The 17,592-nt window shown below is 52.6% G+C and carries 16 protein-coding genes and 1 tRNA gene; 5 read left to right on the top strand and 12 right to left on the bottom strand.

All coding sequences use genetic code 11. From position 1 onward, the window contains the following. Positions 1-719, bottom strand: a 719-nt coding sequence (locus QZN53_RS09800; protein WP_163438788.1) for a dihydrodipicolinate synthase family protein, incomplete at its 3' end; no start/stop codon positions are given. A 316-nt stretch (positions 720-1,035) separates the two neighbouring features. On the opposite strand from QZN53_RS09800, the gene QZN53_RS09795 reads away from it, so the two are divergent. From QZN53_RS09795 to QZN53_RS09780, 4 genes are all read left to right on the top strand, one after another. Then, on the top strand, positions 1,036-2,649 hold the full coding sequence (locus QZN53_RS09795) for a phosphomannomutase (protein ID WP_294652790.1): 1,614 nt from the start codon (positions 1,036-1,038) through the stop codon (positions 2,647-2,649). 23 nt (positions 2,650-2,672) lie between these two features. Beyond that, positions 2,673-3,482 carry a hypothetical protein gene (locus tag QZN53_RS09790; protein ID WP_163438787.1) on the top strand — a complete coding sequence of 270 codons (810 nt, stop codon included), beginning with the start codon at positions 2,673-2,675 and terminating at the stop codon, positions 3,480-3,482. A gap of 31 nt (positions 3,483-3,513) precedes the next feature. Next, positions 3,514-4,257: a YebC/PmpR family DNA-binding transcriptional regulator gene (locus tag QZN53_RS09785; RefSeq protein ID WP_163438786.1), complete on the top strand. Its 744-nt coding sequence runs from the start codon at positions 3,514-3,516 to the stop codon at positions 4,255-4,257. 250 nt (positions 4,258-4,507) lie between these two features. After that, complete coding sequence (locus tag QZN53_RS09780; protein ID WP_163438785.1) at positions 4,508-5,326, top strand: hypothetical protein; 819 nt, start codon at positions 4,508-4,510, stop codon at positions 5,324-5,326. A gap of 72 nt (positions 5,327-5,398) precedes the next feature. Here QZN53_RS09780 and QZN53_RS09775 read toward each other — a convergent pair whose 3' ends face one another. The 9 genes from QZN53_RS09775 to QZN53_RS09735 form a co-directional block, all read right to left on the bottom strand. Next, positions 5,399-6,568, bottom strand: coding sequence for an N-acetylmuramoyl-L-alanine amidase (locus QZN53_RS09775; RefSeq protein ID WP_163438784.1), 1,170 nt, complete (start codon positions 6,566-6,568; stop codon positions 5,399-5,401). After that, a complete protein-coding gene (gene smpB / locus QZN53_RS09770; protein WP_163438783.1) occupies positions 6,568-7,038 on the bottom strand; it encodes an SsrA-binding protein SmpB in 471 nt (156 codons plus the stop codon). The genes QZN53_RS09775 and smpB overlap by 1 nt, the downstream gene beginning before the upstream one ends. Before the next feature lie 3 nt (positions 7,039-7,041). Continuing rightward, positions 7,042-8,184, bottom strand: a complete 1,143-nt coding sequence (obgE, locus tag QZN53_RS09765) for a GTPase ObgE (RefSeq protein ID WP_163438782.1) — start codon at positions 8,182-8,184, stop codon at positions 7,042-7,044. Next, positions 8,184-9,146: an N-acetyl-gamma-glutamyl-phosphate reductase gene (gene argC, locus QZN53_RS09760; RefSeq protein WP_163438781.1), complete on the bottom strand. Its 963-nt coding sequence runs from the start codon at positions 9,144-9,146 to the stop codon at positions 8,184-8,186. The genes obgE and argC overlap by 1 nt, the downstream gene beginning before the upstream one ends. A 37-nt stretch (positions 9,147-9,183) precedes the next feature. Continuing rightward, positions 9,184-9,681 carry a YchJ family protein gene (locus QZN53_RS09755; protein ID WP_163438780.1) on the bottom strand — a complete coding sequence of 166 codons (498 nt, stop codon included), beginning with the start codon at positions 9,679-9,681 and terminating at the stop codon, positions 9,184-9,186. Between the two features lie 122 nt (positions 9,682-9,803). Then, on the bottom strand, positions 9,804-10,424 hold the full coding sequence (locus QZN53_RS09750) for a methyltransferase (protein ID WP_163438779.1): 621 nt from the start codon (positions 10,422-10,424) through the stop codon (positions 9,804-9,806). Next, a complete protein-coding gene (gene rlmN / locus QZN53_RS09745; protein WP_163438778.1) occupies positions 10,424-11,491 on the bottom strand; it encodes a 23S rRNA (adenine(2503)-C(2))-methyltransferase RlmN in 1,068 nt (355 codons plus the stop codon). The genes QZN53_RS09750 and rlmN overlap by 1 nt, the downstream gene beginning before the upstream one ends. Positions 11,492-11,582: 91 nt before the next feature. Beyond that, entirely contained in the window at positions 11,583-11,957 is a 375-nt protein-coding gene (locus QZN53_RS09740) for a helix-turn-helix domain-containing protein (protein ID WP_163438777.1), read from the bottom strand. A 498-nt stretch (positions 11,958-12,455) separates the two neighbouring features. Next, positions 12,456-12,529 (bottom strand) — tRNA-Arg (locus tag QZN53_RS09735). 185 nt (positions 12,530-12,714) lie between these two features. On the opposite strand from QZN53_RS09735, the gene QZN53_RS09730 reads away from it, so the two are divergent. Next, entirely contained in the window at positions 12,715-15,021 is a 2,307-nt protein-coding gene (locus QZN53_RS09730) for a penicillin-binding protein 1A (protein ID WP_163438776.1), read from the top strand. Positions 15,022-15,127: 106 nt separating this feature from the next. Here QZN53_RS09730 and QZN53_RS09725 read toward each other — a convergent pair whose 3' ends face one another. Together QZN53_RS09725 and QZN53_RS09720 are read right to left on the bottom strand one after the other, a co-directional pair. Continuing rightward, on the bottom strand, positions 15,128-15,673 hold the full coding sequence (locus QZN53_RS09725) for a TlpA disulfide reductase family protein (RefSeq protein ID WP_163438775.1): 546 nt from the start codon (positions 15,671-15,673) through the stop codon (positions 15,128-15,130). A gap of 103 nt (positions 15,674-15,776) precedes the next feature. Next, a complete protein-coding gene (locus QZN53_RS09720) occupies positions 15,777-17,534 on the bottom strand; it encodes a hypothetical protein (RefSeq protein WP_163438774.1) in 1,758 nt (585 codons plus the stop codon). Between the last annotated feature and the right edge of the window lie 58 nt (positions 17,535-17,592).

Genomic DNA, 17,592 nt, shown 5'->3' with positions numbered 1-17,592 from the left:
TAGAGATCGACAAAGGTCTTCGTTGCTTCAGGAATGTTGCCCGAAGCGCTGATGAGGCCCGTGCCGCCCATTTCGAGCAAGTCTGCGAAGAGACCATCTTCACCGCTCATCACGGCGAAGTCCTTGCCCTTCGTTTCCTTGATCACGCGCATCGTGTCTTCGTGGAACTTTTCGCCAAAGCCGAATTCGACAGCCTGCTTCAGACCGATGATGTTCTTGTCTTCGGCAAGTTCAATCAAGGTGTCGGGGTGCACGTAGCTGGAGGTACGGCCCGGAACGTTGTAAATCACGATCTTGGCACCCGTTTCGCTGCTGAGCGTACGGTAGTGCTTCAGGAGGCCTTCCTGCGGCGGGTTGTTGTAGTAGCCTGTCACGCAGAGGACTGCCACCGGGGCAATCTTCTGAACGTTTTCGATCATTTCGATAGATTCGCGAGTGCAGTTGGAACCGGCACCGGCAATCACGGGCACGCGGCCATCCACATAGTCGAGCGTAAACTTGATAACATCCAGGTGCTGCTGCGGAGAAACAGTCGCACTCTGACCCGTGGTCACGGCGGGGAGCACGCCACTTGCGCCGTTAGCGATCACGTCGTCGATCATCTGACCCATCTTCTTGTAGTCGATGGAGTTGCGAAGGTTCTTGGGATCGTCGTTCTTGAGCGGAGTGAACAACGCGGGGAAAACACCAGTAAGTTGAGAAGCGTTAGTAATCTGCATAGTGGCCAAAATATAGTATTAGACGAGAGGTCAAAGGAATTTGACGAGAGAAAAGAGCGGCTGTTTGATTGAAACAACTCGGTTGTGAAGCATTACGTACAAATTATACGCTGGGACGGAATGTAGAAATTGCTTGCTTGGGTGTTTTGTCGCACAATAAATGTAAAACATTGAAATGTAATAGAATACGAATTTGCGTCAAGGCCGTTTGTGTTGCCTCAATAGTGTTTTAATGTGCTGTAAATATGCAGAAAGGCTCTTGCGAAAACGCAATTTTTACTAAATTTCTCGCGAAAAAATCACAAAAGGATCCCTTATGGAAAACATTACCCAGATTTGGAAAAAGATTCAGTCCCCCGAATTCAACCCGGCTACCGATATGGGCCTGGTCGAACAGGTGAAACAGGTCGCCCTGACCTCCCAGGAACCCGCCAAGGTTAGCTTTGGTACGTCCGGTTGGCGCGGCGAAATCGGTTCTGAATTCACCCTCCGCAATCTGCAGGTCGTGGGTGCCGCTATCGTGCGCCTCTATAAGGAAGCCACACCGGAACTTTTCGAAGCTCTCGGCGTGAAGGATTTTGCCGAACTCCAGAAGCGCGGCGTGGTCGTGGGTCACGACAACCGTTTGCTCGGTCACGAATTCTGCGAAGCTGTGGCAGACCAGTTCGCCAAGGCCGGCGTGAAGGTCTACTACGGTGGCGAAATGCCGACTCCGGAATTCAGCGCCTGCATCGAAATGCTCGGTGCCGCCTGCTCCATCAACATGACTCCGAGCCACAACCCGAGCCACTACAACGGTATCAAGTTCAACCCGGCTGACGGCGGTCCTGCCGGTCCGGAAATCACGAACGTGATCACCAAGCTCAGCAACGAAATGATGGCCACCTGGAAGTTTGAACCGGTGGGCAAGGTCGACTGGGAATTGATCGACTCCCTCAAGATTTACAAGGAATTCTTGGTCAAGCAGGGCACCATCAAGTTCGACCGCATCAAGGACTTCATCAAGAAGGGGCGCCTGACTCTCGTGTGCGACCACGTGCATGGTTCTACCCGTCGCCGTCCGGCCGCTCTCCTCGACAATCCGGAATGCCTGATTACGCTCCGTAACGAAGACGACTCCCTGTTCGGCGGTATCGCTCCGGAACCGTCCAGCAAGAACCTCGAAAAGGTCCGCAAGGTCCTCGACGAAAGCAAGAGCTGGTTCCGCCTGGGCGCAATCTTCGACCCGGATGGTGACCGTATCCGTTTCTACGACGGCACCCGCGAAATCGATATGAACCAGTTCGGTGCTATCGCTTTCCACTACATGGCTACCTGGCGCAAGGAACAGGGCTGCGTGGCTAAGTCCGTCGCTACTTCTAACTTTGTGAACATCATTGCCGAAAAGCTCGGCGTGCCTGTGATGGAAACTCCGGTGGGCTTCAAGAACTTCCGCCCCTGGCTCTCCCGCAACGCCAAGCAGAAGGCTCTCGTGGCTTTCGAAGAATCCGACGGTATTTCCGGCCTGAACAACACGCTTGAAAAGGATGCCCAGTTCGGCCTCCTCATCGCTCTTGAAATCATGGCTGTCACCGGCAAGAACCTCGGTGAATACCTGGATGCCCTGTACGAAGAATATGGCCGCTTCTACCCGACCCGTTCCGGTTTCGAAGTGGACAAGTCCCTCGTTGGCGCTCCGCTCAAGGCCAAGGTTGACGCTATCGCCACGATCGCCCAGCCGGGTGCAAAGGTCATGGTCGGTAACAACGAAAAGACCGTGAAGCAGCTCCTCACGCTCGACGGCGTGAAGGTGATCTTCGACGATGACTCCTGGATGCTGGTGCGTCCGTCCGGTACCGAACCGAAGGTTCGTATCTATACGGAATGCCGCAACCCGGATGAAAAGGACCCGATGTTCGAGGCTGCCAAGGCTCTGTTCTTTAAGAATTAATAAGTCTTTCAAGGGAGGATCCTATGAAAAAACTTATAGTGTTGCTTTGTTTGGTTTTTGTCGCGGTTTGTTCGGCGCAAACGCTGAAGCCTGAGTTCCAGGCTTTTTCGGGTGCCCTGCTCAAGCTGAAAAAGGCCGATAAGGGCTATCACAAATTCCGCTTGACGGTGGATGTCGCTCCGTGGGCTTTCCAGGCTGACGGTGAAGTGCAGGCCCCGGGCGGTGACGGCGATGCCTTGATTACTGGCCTTTTCGATGGCGATGTCTATGCAATGCTTGCCTATGTTCCTTCGACGGCCGTTGGCTCTGACAACAAGGAATACCAGGTGGGTTTCTTCGACATGATGCTGTTCTTTGAAGACGAACCGACCAGGATTCGTAACTTGCGCTTCAAGCTTTTGCCGCCGGCAAATGACGAATGGGCAATGGGCATTCTGAAGGATGCCTTGGAATCCGGTTCCCTGCTCGGTAACGTGTGGGGCGGTAAGTACGACAAGGATATCACCAAGGCTTCTGCCGATCCGCTCGACAAGGCGAAGCTCCGCGCTTTGCAGAAGAAGGGCGAAAAGAAGCCCGATGAAGAGGCTACCATTACGACTCGCAAGCGCCGTGTAGAGGCTAGCGACGACGAAGTAGCTCCGAAGAAGAAAAAGAAAAAAAAAGTCGACGCCGAAGAAGAAGCGACGATGAACAAGCGCAAGCGTCGAGTCGATGAAGACGAACAGCCTGCTCCGACCAAGAAGAAAAAGAAGAAAAAGGTTTCTGGCGATGAATGCGATGATCCTGGTCTCTCCATCAAGGAAAAGCGTCGCTGCCAGCTCAAGAACAAGTAATTTTTTAACTAAAACCAATTAGAGGTAATCTATGTCCGGTCACTCCAAATGGGCCACCACCAAACGCAAGAAAGCCAAGACTGACGTTGCTCGCGCCAAGGCTTGGAACAAGCTTATCAAGGAAATTTCTATCGCCGCTAAGCTCGGCGGCGGAAACCCCGACGCAAACCCGCGTCTGCGTGCCGCTATTCTTAAGTCCAAGAGCCAGAGCTTGCCGACCAAGAACATCGAAAGCGCCATTGCCAAGGGTACGGGTGCCAACTCCGGTACCGAAATGACGGAACCGCTGTACGAAGGACGCGGCCCGGGTGGCATTGCCATCATGGTGCAGTGCCTGACCGACAACAAGGTTCGTACCGTTGCCGAAATCCGCAACATCTTCAACAAGAACAACGGCGCCATGGGCGAATCCGGTTCCGTTTCTTGGGCTTTCACCTACAAGGGTGTGATCATCGTTGACGCTGAAAAGTATCCGGAAGACAAGGTCATGGACCTCGTTCTCGAAGCCGGTGCCGAAGACATGTCCACCGAAGACGGCGTGCATGAAATCTCCACTTCTCCGGAAGCTTTCGACGCCGTGTCCAAGGCTCTCGAAGCAGCCGGTATCGAAATGATGAGCGCTGAAATCACCTACGTCGCTAACGACCCGGTGAAGCTCGGTCACGAAGATGCCCAGAAGCTCCTCAAACTCATTGACAAGTTCGAAGACCACGACGACGTTCAGGACGTTTACCACAACGCCGAAATCGACGAAGCCGATATGGACGCTGAGTAGTCCGTAAGGCGAGTGTCGCGACGGCAAGTTTGCTTGCCGGCATGACCGAGCCGAAGGACAGACGCTGAAGCCGAAGGCGTAAGCGTCCGTAGTAAGTCTAAGAATTTAAGATTCAAAAAGCCGATTGCTAAAAGCAGTCGGTTTTTTTTTGCGTTGATTAGATGTCAATGAATTTATTGGGAAAACAAATCCCCCAAAAAGTATTTAAGATAAATTATGTATATATTTGTAAAAAAAAGGAGGAGTTATTATGAATAAGCAAAAGAGTTTGCTCGCATGCACCATGGCTCTCGGGCTGTTGCTTGGACTTGGTACCGCCCAGGCCAAGGAATGGGAACAGTCCTTGGTGATAAACCTAACCCGTCATGAAGTGCATGAACCAACTTATGGTTATACTAAATGGGGCTTTTCTAAAGACAGCCTTGTTGTGATAGAACCTGGTGTTGCTATCGTCGAGGACATCACGTATTGGCAGGTGGATGAATCTTGTGTATGTGGTTTTATGTTTGGGGGCTGTGGGTATTATCTATATCATTGGAACTTCTTTGATTATGACCAATCATTTTGGAACGTTGCTCGAGTCGATGGCTTAAAAGCGGGAACTGCCCTAGACTTGAACGATACGACTGCTTTTGCAGAGATTACTTATTATGGGTCTGATTTGCTTGAATCCTATAAGTTTTCCGAGAAACGTGGTTCGTCTGCAAATGATACGAACTACTTTGTCTATAGAAAAGATTCTACATATTACGCCCTTTGCCAATATATAACGGTGTATAATAGTTCTATGAATAATTGGGATGAAACGGAAACAGGCATTCCGGCCTATTTTGCGCATCAATGTATTTTCCAGGATGACGGAACAGCTACCTTTAGCAAAATTCCGATGTATACGGGCGAATTACCGGAGGGAAAACCTGTGGATCCGCCTTCTGTTGTCGCGAAGCCTATGCGTAAGAAGGTTGAGCCCAATGTGGACCGCAAACCGTACCTGGTGAATGGTCAGTCGGCCAAGAAAAATTCAGCGAGCGGTGTTCGCGTCGAGAAGGAGCGCGTTTACCGACAATAAAAAATCCAGCTGATGAAGGCAGCCGAAATGGCTGCCTTTTCTTTTTGAAGTTTGTTTATTTGCTTCCGATTTTTATTGGCGACCAAGAGTTTCGCGGTAGTTATGGACAGCTTCCTTGTAGCTGCTGACGGCCTTTGAAATGCGTGCAGCGATGTCTGCCTGAGCCTTGCTTGTGATCATGTAGGCTTCTTCTTCGGGGTTGCTGATGAAGCCGATTTCAAAGAGCACGGCGGGCATTAATGCGCCTACGAGCACCATGAATCCGGCGCCGCCGACGCCACCACCCTGGCGCTTGATTTTGCCGTCGTCAAATGCCTTGAGCATCTGTTCGGTGAACATGTAGCTGTTCTGCTTGTATTTTTCCAAACGGGCTTCGAGCTTGAACCATTCGAGTGGAGAAAGTTCTTCTTTGGCGTTCTTTTCACCATAGAGCGTGGCCACCTTGTTTTCGCGGCGGGCAATGGCCTTGTCTTCTTCGCTTTCGGGGGCGCGGAGCACGTACACGTGGTAGCCTTTGATTTGCTTTTTGCGCTCGGGGCTTGCGTCGATAGCGTTACAGTGAAGGCTGATGAACAGGTCGCCGTCCCATTGGTTTGCGAGGTTGGCGCGTTCGCCGAGTTCGATGAACACGTCCTTGTCGCGGGTCATTTTGACCTTGAAGCCTTCTTTTTCGAGTTCCTTTTTCAGGAGTTTGCCGACGGCGAGCACGATGTCTTTTTCGTTGGAATTCTTGCCCTGGGCGCCGGTATCCTTGCCGCCGTGGCCGGGGTCGATCACGATGGTCTTGACTTCGCGGGTGCCGGCGGTTTCATTTTTCGGCGTGGCGACTGGCGTTGCCTTTGCGGGAACTGCTGCAGCTGCGGGCGCGGCGGCGACTTTTACGGAGGACGATGAGATCTTGGCTGCCGCAATAGAACTGCTGCTAGCTGGCGTTGCCGCCTGGGTCTTGTCTGTATGGGTTAATGTGGCAACGTCTGCGGAATCCAAGAGAATGTGGCTGCCCGAGATTTCGGGTGCATGCTTGATTTCGACAGATTTGCCGTGCGTATTTACGAAGGGGAGGCCGATAGCGAATTTGAGAGTGTCGCTTTCGCCTGCAAGAATGAAGGTCTTTTGAACCGGGAACCAGTGGAAACTGGCCTTGATTTCTTTAGCGAGTTGTTCGGCATCGACTGTGTTTGCGGCCCAGGCAGAGACTGCGAGAGCGAAGCAGACAAGTATATGCCAAACAAAAGCCTTCATTATTTGTGAGCCTTTGCCGCGCGGGCCATTTCAAGTTTTGCGTCGCGGTTGATGATATCCTGACGCTTGTCGCGCTGGTCTTTACCGCGGCAGATTCCCATTTCGAGTTTGGCGCGGCGGTTCTTGAAGTAGAGCTTCAAGGGAATGAGCGTGCATCCCTTTTGCTCCTTGGCCTTGCGCATCTTGGCGATTTCGTGCACATGGGCCAAGAGCTTGCGACGCCTTGCCGGAAAGTGGTTGAAGCGGTTGGCGAAAAGGTATTCGTCGATATGCGCACCTACGAGCCAGATTTCGTTCTTGGTCTCGTCGATGTCAATCCACGCTTCGCCCAAAGTGCACTTGCCATCGCGGATAGATTTCACTTCCGAACCGATCAGCATGATGCCCACCTCAAACGTCTCGTCGACGAAGTAGAGGTGGTTTGCTTTACGGTTTACGATGACCGGCGTACTCTGTTCTTTTTTCGCCATTCGTTAAGCCTTCTTCTTGCTCCAGCCGGATTTTGCGCCAGTGCTTTTTGCGCTGGCAATCTTTTTCGCAGCACCCGTCTTGGTTGCGGTTTTGGAGCCGCTCTTTTTAGCGGTGCTCTTGCTGTCGCTAGTCTTGCCGGCGGCAAAGCTCTTGCTTTCCCAGCCGACCTTCTTCTTTTGCACGTGGGGCACCGCTTCGTCCAGAGCCAAGGTGAGTTCTTTGCAACCGTCGCCAGTCACGGCAGAGGTTACAATGACGCTTTCCTTGTGAGCCTTGAACTGCTTGATGGCTTCGTCGATGCCGAGGTCGCTCTTGTTCAAAGCGATCACGTAAGGCTTCTTCGCAAGCTTCGGGTGGAAAGCCTTGAGTTCTTCCTTAAGGACAGAGAACTGCTCGTAGGCGTTTTCGGCAAAGCCGTCAATTACGAACAGGAGCGTGTGCGTACGTTCGATATGCTTCAAGAACTGGTGGCCGAGGCCCTTGCCTTCGCTGGCGCCTTCGAGCAAACCCGGAATATCTGCAACTACAAAGCTGTGGCCGTTCAGCTGCACAATGCCGAGCACCGGTTCGAGAGTGGTAAACGGGTAGTCGCCGACTTTCGGGCGGCCGCTCGAAATCTTGTTCACGAGGCTGGACTTGCCTGCGTTCGGGAATCCGACGAGGCCCACGTCTGCCATAAGCTTCAGTTCCAGGAAGAGTTCGCGCTTTTCGCCCTTTTCGCCGGGCGTGCACTTGCGTGGAGCCTGGTTGGCAGGCGTTGCAAAATGCTGGTTGCCCATGCCGCCCTTGCCGCCGCGAGCTGCAATCCACTTTTGGCCGGGTTCGGTAAGGTCAGCGAGAATGCGACCTTCGGCATCCTTCACGATGGTGCCGCGCGGAACGTCCACGATCAGGTCTTCGGCGCTACGACCGGTGCAGCGCTTGGCGCCGCCGGGCTGTCCGCTTTGAGCCTTATAGAGGCGAGCGTTACCCATGTCAAGCAGGGTAGAGAACTGTTCGTTCACCTGCAGAATCACGTGACCGCCGCGACCGCCGTCACCGCCATCGGGACCGCCGAGGGGTACGAACTTTTCGCGGTGGAAACTGCAAATGCCATCGCCGCCCTTACCGGAGCGAACTTCAATTGATTTTTCGTCTAGGAACATTAAAGGCTAATTCCTTCGTCGAGGCCGAGCGCGATATTCATGTTCTGAATGGCTGCACCACTTGCGCCCTTGCCGAGGTTGTCGATAATAGTCGTCACCTGCATCACGGTTTCGTTGCCGAACACCTGGATGCGGGCGTTGTTCGTATCGTTGCAGACGGTGGCGTCAAGGCGGCCGTTGAACAGCACGGGGGCTGCTTCATAGGGCATCACCTTCACAAAACGGGAACCTTCGTAATGCTTTGCCAAGATTTCGGTGAGGCCCTCGGGACCGACCTTCTTGGTGAGTTCATTTGCAAAGATGGCGACGGTGACCGCCATGCCCTTGTAATAAGGGCCAAGCACCGGGTTGAAGAACGGCGTGTTTTCGAGTTCGCAGTACTTCTTCATTTCGGGGAGGTGCTTGTGTGCAAGTGCAAGCGCGTACGGGGCGGGCGCCATGATTGCCTTCGATTCACCGGCCTTGTGTTCCATGGCTGCAGCTTCTTCGTATTCGGCTATCAGCTTCTTGCCGCCGCCGGAATAACCGGTGATGCTGTAGGCGGCAAGGTTTGCGCTCTTCGGCAAAATGCCTGCGGCAACCAGCGGATGTACACCGAGAATAAAGCCCGAAGCATGGCAACCGGGGTTCGCGATGCGCTTGCTCTTGGCAATGGCTTCGCGCTGGGCGGCCGAAAGTTCCGGCATCCCGTATGTCCAGTCGGGGTTTACGCGGTGTGCGGTCGATGCATCAATCACGCGGGTGTTCGGATTTTCGCAGAGGGCTGCGCTTTCGACAGCCGCAGCATCGGGCAGGCACAGGAACGTCACGTCGGACTCGTTGATGAGTCGCTTGCGTTCGTTAATGTCTTTGCGGAGTTCGGGAGAAATGCGCAATACTTCGATGTCGTTACGCTTTGCGAGTCTCTCATAAATCTGCAGGCCAGTGGTACCTGCTTCACCATCTACGAAAACTTTGAACATTTGCTTAATGATTAGTTGTTGGTTGTTGGACTGAAAATTACTTGTTAGCGCCGCAGCACTTCTTGTACTTCTTGCCGGAACCGCACGGGCACGGATCGTTACGACCAACGACCGGACCTTCGTGACGGACAGTTTCCTGCTTCACGGCACGACCATCGTAGAAGAACCATGCGCCACCCACCTTGTGGAACTCGCCGAGTTCGTGGTGGTTACGGGTGATGTTGCCCTGCTTGAAACGAGCGATGAATTCGACCCAACCGATGTTCTTTTCTTCTTCGGTCTTGGTCTGCTTGATTTCGATGCCGAGCCATTCGGAATCCTTGCTCCAAGCGGTCACGCTCGGTTCGTCGAAGTCGCTACGCTGGGTGGCTTCGAGGGATTCCTTGAGCCAGCCGATTTCCTGCTTCACGTAAGCGGTGTAGCGGGAACGCATCAGGGCTTCGGGGCTTGCAGCGAGGGCCTTCTGCTTGATGATCGGTTCGCAACATTCGCAGTATTCCTTACCGGAACCGCAGGGGCATAAATCTTTAGCCATAACTTAATCCTTGTGTCTTCGTTGAAGCGGCTTGGCCGCGTTAAAAATTTGGTAAAAAGGTAGAAAAAAAACGAGCGGTTGAATTCCGCTCGCCTTTAAATTAGTGCGTTTCGCGAAGAGGCTTACAGGCACTTCTTCAGAAGCCAAATCTCTTCCTTGCCTTCGCGACCGGCGATGCTGTTTGTGGGCTTGATGCGTTCGACGACATCGAACACACCGCCGAGACGAGCCATGAGTTCGCCTTCGCTGGTGGCATGCGGCGGACCCTGCAGAGTCTTGCCGTTCATGAGCGGGTACAAGAAGAGAATCAACAGACCGTCATCCTTCATCATCTTGTAGCAGACTTCGAAGAATTCGTCGCGGCGACCCGGGTGGATTGCCGTGAAGGCGCAGTAATCATAAACGATGTCGAAAAGCTGACCGCCGCGCTTGTCGTCCTTGGGAGAAAGCGAGAACAGGTCGAGGTCCAAAGAACGCAGGTTCTTGTGTTTGCGGCTCAAGTGGTCAAGTTCATCGACGGCAGAGGGGGCAAAGTCGACTGCCAGCACGTCGTGACCGCGCAAAGCCCAAGCTTCGGCGTCGTAGCCAAAGCCTGCACCGGGAACCAGAACGGAGCCCGTTGCGGGACAAGAGGGGTGCTTGAAAAATTCCGTCAGAGCGGGCGTCACCTTCTTGAGATTCCAGTAGTCCTTGCCTTCGGCATAAAGATTATCCCAGAAATCCGGGAGGTTCTGCGTTAACATTATTTACCTTCCTTTTTGTACGCAAGCTGCCCGCAGGCGGCGAGAATGTCGCGGCCGCGCGGGTTGCGGATCGTGATTTGAATTTCGGCTGCCCTAACCATAGCCAAAAAGTCTTCTACCTGTTCCGGCGTAGGGGCGTGTAGTGTGGGGTCGTCGCCGTCGTTTAGGACGATGGCGTTTACCTTCACGCGGCGGGGGGCGCAAATGCGAATGAGCTCCTTGGCCGCCTTCGGGGTGCAGGTGATGTCCTGAATCAGGACAAATTCAAACGTTACATAATTGTCGGTTCTACGAATGTATTCGTCAACCGCTTCCAAAAGTTTTTCAATGGGCCAGGTCTTGTTTACCGGCATCACGGACGAACGGTATTCGTTGTTCGTGCTGTTGAGGCTCACGGCAAGGCAACAGGGGGTATTGCGGTCCACCAGTTCCTTGATTTTGGGCACGACGCCGCTGGTGCTCACGGTCATGCGCTTGGAACCCATGTTGAACAGGCTCTGGTTATGGAGCGTGCAGCAGACGCGGTGAACGTTTTCCAGGTTGTTGAGCGGTTCGCCCATGCCCATGAAGATGATATTGGTAACCTGGGCCGTTTTGCCTTCTTCATTCAAGAAACCGGCTTCTTTCAGGTACCAGTTCACGTTGATGATTTCTTCCAGGATTTCGCCGGCTTCCAGGTTTCTGGTAAAGCCCATTTTGGCGGTACGGCAGAAGGCGCAATTCATGGCGCAGCCTACCTGGGTCGAAACGCATACGGAATAGCGGCCGTTTGCGGGAATCATCACGGTTTCGATATGGTGGTCGTCGTGGGTCTTGAAAAGCCACTTGACCGTGCCATCCACGGATTCCATGCGCTGTTCTTCAGTCAGGGCGCGGAGGCTGAACTGGTTGGCCAGCTTTTCGCGGAGGGCGGGGGAGATGTTCCCCATTTCGTCGTAACTTTTGACCTGTTGGCAAAAAAGCCATTTTTGAATTTGGCTAGCCCGGAACGGCTTTTCATCCTGGTCGCGGAGCCAAGCTTTAAGCTCGTCCTCGGTCAGTGTCTTTATGTTCTTTGGCCATTCCATCGGGGGGTAAAGATAGCAAAAAAATACATTTTTGTTAAGGGTAAAATACCCCTAATTGCCTTATCTTGTTGGCGTCTGGGCGGCAGTTTCGCTATAGGGCCGTGTGTTTCTTTGGCGGTCCGCTGTCCTTGCTTTTCTTGGCGGTTTCGATGTATTCGGACATCCGTCTTTTTGTCTCGGCTGCAATATCTGCCGAAATTTCAAAAATTGTGGTCGTATTTGCCACAAGGGGGTAAAGGCGGTCAACTTCTTTGAATAGTTCCGAAAGCGACTTGTTGTAGACGTTGGCGAGTGCGCTTAGGGTTGTTATGGAGGGGACTCTTTTGCCGACCTCGACCTGCGAAATAAATTGTCGGGTGATATTGGACTGTAGGGACGCGATGTTTTGGGTGAGGCCGCTTTCACGGCGGCAATCCAAGAACACTTGGCGGATAGCTTCGTTTAATATATGGTCTTTGTATTCCACAAAAAACACCTCAGAAGAAATGTGGACTACCAAGCACTCTCTATGATGAAGTTTAGAATTCGTAAGGGGTGATGCGTGCAAACAATAGATTGCAAACTTTGAAAAATGATGTTAACAGTCTTTACGGATTTTGGAGGGATGGGACGATAGGTTCCAAAAAAGGATCTTCGACTATAAAGACAAGAAAGGTCAATCTTTCGATTGACCTTTCTTTCTGCGGGTGCCAGGACTCGAACCTGGAGCGATATATAGACCGGATGTGCCAAATTAATATCAAAAATGCCGGTTGAGGCACATCCTCTCGCAAATGGGCGGGCCCATTTGCTCACAAAAGACCGCTCGGCTCTATCGCATCAACAAGAATGTGATATCGCCTCGCTCTCGCAACCGCCCTCGGTTAACACCCGAGGGCTTTGTTGCTCACAAAGGCTCCAGTTTCTCGCCTGATTTCTATCAGATAAAAAAAGACGACTTGCTAGTCGCAAATCGCCTTTTTTCTGCGGGTGCCAGGACTCGAACCTGGAGCCTTTTGGTTCGTAGCCAAACGCTCTATCCAGTTGGGCTACATCCGCTTGATTGATGGCCCAAAGATAGTTTAAAGCGCGGGTGTTGTCAAGGGTTTTTGTTGAAAATTTTTTAAGAATTTTTGATTTGTTGGCAGATTACCCTGCTTTTGCGGGGTTTTGAAGAGGGTCTTGTAATCGGATTGCCTTACAATAACTATCTTTTTGGCCAAATTTTTTAACGGTATTGGACCATGGATAAAGTCAAACCCGTATTACTTTCGGTTCTTAACACTTTGAAGAGCTGGTTTACTGACCGCAAGGTGGTCAAGTGGCTGATTATTTTTGCGGTACCCGTGCTCGCGGCTTTTATTGCTGTAATCGCCGTCTACAATCATTTCTCTCCGGAGCTGCCTTCGCTTTCGCAGCTGGAACAGATCAATCCGAGACTTGTCACGAATATCTATGACATGAACGGAAAGATTGCTCACGAATACTTTGTGGAACGCCGTGAATGGACGAGCTTTGACTCGATTCCCGAAAATGCGATTCACGCCGTGATGGCCACCGAAGACCGAGCCTTCTATAATCACTGGGGCATGAACGTGTGGGCGATTCCCTCGGCCGTTATGGAAAGTGCCATGTCGGGCAAAAAGCTCCGCGGTGCCTCTACCTTGACCCAGCAGCTGACCAAGCTCCTGTTCCTCACGCCGGAACGTACGATATCGCGTAAGATCAAGGAAATGATGACGGCTATCCGTATCGAACAGACTTACACGAAAGAAGAAATCCTTGAATTCTACATGAACGAAGTCTACCTCGCTGGCGGTAACTACGGTTTCCAGGCCGCAGGTAAGTTCTACTTCGGTCGTCCGCTCGACAGCCTTACAATTCCGGAACTTGCCGTACTCGCCGGTATGTTGCAGCGCCCGGAAGCTTACCGCCCGGACCGCCATCCGGAAGCCGCATTCGAACGCCGCAATACGGTGCTTTATGCCATGCGCGATGCCGGCTACATTAACGACGACGAATACCACGAATATATCAAGACCCCGATTACGCTTGCCGAAAAGGAAACTTCGAACGAATCGGGCCTGTACTTCTACGAAGAAATCCGCAAGTACATGGAAAAGAAGTACGGCGAAAACTCTCTGTATGCCGATGGCGTCTCGATCAACTCGACGATTGACCCGGATATTCAGGCATTCGCCGATAGCGTAGCCCGCGTGCAGGTCGAAAAGGTCCGTCGCCGCGTCAAGTACCGCGCCACCCGCCGCCTGTACCTGACTAAAAAGTATAACATGCCCGAAGATAGCGTGGTCGCTCACTTCGATAGCGTCTATACGCTCTTTAAGAAGGAATACCTGGCCGACGACTTGAAGCGCCCTGCAGACAAGCGCCGTTTCCCGGACTCTATCCTTTATCACCATCCTGAAATTGCGGCTATCTTGATCGAAAACGAATCGGGTGCCATCCGTGCCATGGTGGGCGGTTCCGACTTTAACCAGTCCCGCTGGAACCGTGCGGTGCAGTCTTTGCGTCAGCCCGGCTCGTCGTTCAAGCCGATTGTGTATTCGACGGCTATGGACAACGGTGCAAGCCCCTGCGACTCCGTGAACGACCAGCCGGTGAGTATTCCTGATCCGGATGACAAGGACAAGAATAAGGTTTGGCGTCCAGCGAACTTCGAACATGACTTCGAAGGCATGATGACGCTCCGCCGCGCCCTTTACAAGTCCAAGAACTTGCCGGCTATTTTGACAGGTATGAAGTATGGCCTGAACAACGTGGTGAACTACGCCCGCAAGTTCGGCATTGTGCGTGCCCCGTTGATGGCCGTGCCTAGCCTGGCGCTGGGTTCCGTGGGGGCAACGCTTATGGAAATGACGTCGGCCTATACGGTGTTCCCGAACGGCGGTAACCGAATCGAGCCTTACATGATCGAATCGATTGTGGACCGCAATGGCGAAGTGATTGAAAAGAATTCCAAGGTCGAACACGAAGTGTTGCGCCCGGCATCGGCCTACTTGATGGTCGACATGCTCAAGGACGTGAATGTTCGCGGTACGGCAGCTCGCGTGTGGGCAAACGGCTTTACGCACCCGAGTGGCGGTAAGACCGGTACTACGAACGACTATACCGACTGCTGGTACATCGGCTTTACCAAACAATACACGATGGGCGTGTGGGTCGGCTCCGACAGCCCGGGTACCTTGGGCGCAGGCCATACGGGTACCGAAGATGCCCTGCCGGTATGGATTGCAACCATGAAGCAGTTGCACAAGGACTTGCCGCGTAAGCCGTTCCCGGTTCCGGCCGGTGTCGTAAGCAAGGGCATTTGCAACCATACGGGTAAGATTGCTGGTGAATTCTGCTCCGAAAAGACTTACTGCCTCTACACGGCAGGCTACGCTCCGACCGAGGTCTGCGACGGTAACCACTTCGAAGTCAAGACCAAGTCTGCCGACGATGCCACGCTCTTCAGCAACAAGGGCGCAAGCTCTGCTCCCAAGCCGAGCAGCAGCGGCCCTGCCAAGAAGAACACCCGCAAGATGTTCTAAGCGTGGCGCCTAAGGCGCGATTATATAAACTGAAAACGCCCCTCCTCGGGGCGGATAACAATAAAAAAGGCGCCTGTTGAGGCGCTTTTTTTCTGAATGGTAATTGCTATTTAAACATCTTGTTGAGCGTTGCGCGCATGTGGTTCATGTTGGCTTCGTTCAAAGTTTCGTAGCGGTAGAAGGTTCCGTCTTTCTGCACTACGTATACGACCGGAATGTAGCCTGTGCCGTAAGCGGGACCGAACTTGTAGTCGCTATCCTGGAATACGGGAATCGCTACGTGGAACTGGTCGATAAACAGGCGGATATCGTTTTTCTTGATGCCGCCGCCGAGGCCGATGGCGATGCCGGTTAAGCCCTTGGGTTCGTATTCCTTGACCAGATCCTGGATCTCGGAAATGTGGCGCTGGCAGTGCGGGCACTTGGGGCTGAAGTAATAAATCAAGAGAGGCCTATTTGCAAACTGGCTGAACAGAATTCCCGGATCGCTAATGCCCGAAAGCGGCTTCGAAAAGTCCATCTTCATGGGCTGGTTGGTGGTGGTATCCTGCATCAACTTCACATCGGCCATCTGGGGTTCCGGAGCAAGCTGCGCAAAAGGCGCAACCGCTGCAATGGCGGCAATACCTAAAATTTTAGAAACGAAATTCATACCCCTTAAAATACGAAAAAATAGGTCGAAAAGACAGGTTTGCTCAAAAAAAATGCGTTTTTTTGCGAAAAATCACACTTTTGAATATTTTGAACAGGAATGATTACAGGTTGTATGTCGTTATAATCGAATAGTGCGGTTCTGCCTTGCGTACACCGTTCAGCGGGATGCTTACATCGACCTTGTTGACGAGCCTGCTAATTGACTTGGTTTGTGCAAAACGTATGCCGAAACCGACGACGTAGACCAGATCCTTGCGGTTGATATCCCAAAGGTCCCAGGCGGTTTCGCCGACGCTTTCAAAGAGGGCGAACACGGGCATGAGCGTTGCGATTTCGAAATTCGTGAAGTAGCGCTGTTCCAAGTTCGCGAATACGCGGGCCTGGCCGGCGTAGAATCCGGTGGGGAACCCGGCGAATCCGGTGGCGCCGCCTAAAGTAAGCTGCTTGCCGTAGCGGGCGTCTTCATAGAAGTCGACAAGGCCTGTGAGCGCTGTCGAGAATCTTTCGTTCGGGTGGAAAATGTATTCGCCCGAAAGTTTGCCGTAGTAGTCGTGCTGCTCGCCGTGATCCAAGTAGAAGTTCATCTCGGATTTGAGCGTGAGGTGGTGCACGGAGTATCCGAGCATCAAGTCTGCCCAAAAGTCGAGGCGAATGTCGTTATCGGCGGCACCCAGCTGTTCGTAGTTCTTGGAAATCTGTGCCTTGAGCGAGTAGCCCTTTTCGATGTCTTCGGTCCACTTGGCGTTGTGGAAGTTCTTGATCTTTTCGTAGCGGATGTTCGAGAACGTCAGGTACATGCCGAGGCGGGAATCTTTCTGTTCGGGGAGCCATTCGTTGACGGCGGAGGCGGAATCGATGGCGTAGGTGGTGTCGCCGTCGGTGAATACGTAGCGGTAAAGCTTGCCTTCGGTTGCAGTGGTGTAGTGGTAGTCGTAGGTGGCGCCCACGTAGAGCTTGCGGTAGGTTCCGCCGAAGGAGCGGCTGATTCTAAAGCTGAGCGAGTCGTCAATAAAGTCCTTGACCGTCATGAGCTTTACGACTTCGTTGCCGTTGTACAGCGGAAACGAGTCAAGCATGGCTTTCTTGTGATTGTAGATAGGGCTGTCGCCAAATTTCTTTTGGGCGTCGTACACGGTGGCGCCTGGCGGGAGTTCTCCGCTACCATAAAAATAGGCGTTGCGCTTGTTCTTCAAGCCCTCGATGGTGTAGGCCCACTGGTTCTGGCTTCTGCTGAGGAAGGGAATGTACATCTTTCCGTAGGCAAGGTAGCCGTCGGTATTGTAGCTATAGAGAAAGTCTAAATGGTTGTAGCGGAACAAAAAGTGCGGGTCGCCGTATTCTACCTGCCACATGTCGCGGAACTCGTCGTGCCCGAAGTAGAAACCGAGCTTTTGCCCGAGGCCCAGGAAGTTGCTTTCTTGGACGCCGATACCCCAGTTCAAATTGTCGTAGCTCCACTGGTTGCCTGAAAAGCCAAATGTCGTGGGAACGGCGAGCGTCCAGTTGTCGCTAGTCTTGACTGTGGCGATATTTTTGCCGTCTTCGTTAGAAATCTTGATGCTTGCATCCGAAAGGTAGCGCTGTGTGCGCAGGAATCGTTCGGCTTCTTGGATCTGGAGGTCGGTCACTACGTCGCCTTCGCTAAAAAGGAGCAATTTGCGGACCGTCGATTCGCGAGTTTCGATATGAATCCAGTTTAGCAGGTCAAGCGCCCACTTGTCGTACTTGGTGTGGTACCTGGAATCGTCAAAAGCGTCACCGATATTGTACTGGATAGAATCAATCTTGAAAGCGCCGGGAGTATCCTGGGCAAAGGCAGCAAGAGGTACAAAAAAGAGAATAAACAAGATAACAGGCATTGCAGGAATAATATAGAAATTTCTATATTTGCTCGCGTACAAAATACCAAGGAGTAGC

The sequence above is a fragment of the uncultured Fibrobacter sp. genome (genome assembly GCF_900316465.1).
Lineage (GTDB): Bacteria > Fibrobacterota > Fibrobacteria > Fibrobacterales > Fibrobacteraceae > Fibrobacter.
Note: the sequence above shows the minus strand (reverse complement) of the source record. Positions and strands in the feature narration are given on the sequence as shown.

What these genes read in the sequence shown, in the direction of transcription:
- QZN53_RS09785 (WP_163438786.1), top strand. Translation starts at nt 3,514, where the DNA reads ATGTCCGGTCACTCCAAATGGGCCACCACCAAACGCAAGAAAGCCAAG.
- QZN53_RS09750 (WP_163438779.1), bottom strand. Translation starts at nt 10,424, where the DNA reads ATGTTAACGCAGAACCTCCCGGATTTCTGGGATAATCTTTATGCCGAA.
- QZN53_RS09795 (WP_294652790.1), top strand. Translation starts at nt 1,036, where the DNA reads ATGGAAAACATTACCCAGATTTGGAAAAAGATTCAGTCCCCCGAATTC.
- QZN53_RS09720 (WP_163438774.1), bottom strand. Translation starts at nt 17,534, where the DNA reads ATGCCTGTTATCTTGTTTATTCTCTTTTTTGTACCTCTTGCTGCCTTT.
- argC (WP_163438781.1), bottom strand. Translation starts at nt 9,146, where the DNA reads ATGTTCAAAGTTTTCGTAGATGGTGAAGCAGGTACCACTGGCCTGCAG.
- QZN53_RS09755 (WP_163438780.1), bottom strand. Translation starts at nt 9,681, where the DNA reads ATGGCTAAAGATTTATGCCCCTGCGGTTCCGGTAAGGAATACTGCGAA.
- obgE (WP_163438782.1), bottom strand. Translation starts at nt 8,184, where the DNA reads ATGTTCCTAGACGAAAAATCAATTGAAGTTCGCTCCGGTAAGGGCGGC.
- QZN53_RS09730 (WP_163438776.1), top strand. Translation starts at nt 12,715, where the DNA reads ATGGATAAAGTCAAACCCGTATTACTTTCGGTTCTTAACACTTTGAAG.
- QZN53_RS09790 (WP_163438787.1), top strand. Translation starts at nt 2,673, where the DNA reads ATGAAAAAACTTATAGTGTTGCTTTGTTTGGTTTTTGTCGCGGTTTGT.
- QZN53_RS09775 (WP_163438784.1), bottom strand. Translation starts at nt 6,568, where the DNA reads ATGAAGGCTTTTGTTTGGCATATACTTGTCTGCTTCGCTCTCGCAGTC.
- smpB (WP_163438783.1), bottom strand. Translation starts at nt 7,038, where the DNA reads ATGGCGAAAAAAGAACAGAGTACGCCGGTCATCGTAAACCGTAAAGCA.
- rlmN (WP_163438778.1), bottom strand. Translation starts at nt 11,491, where the DNA reads ATGGAATGGCCAAAGAACATAAAGACACTGACCGAGGACGAGCTTAAA.
- QZN53_RS09725 (WP_163438775.1), bottom strand. Translation starts at nt 15,673, where the DNA reads ATGAATTTCGTTTCTAAAATTTTAGGTATTGCCGCCATTGCAGCGGTT.
- QZN53_RS09780 (WP_163438785.1), top strand. Translation starts at nt 4,508, where the DNA reads ATGAATAAGCAAAAGAGTTTGCTCGCATGCACCATGGCTCTCGGGCTG.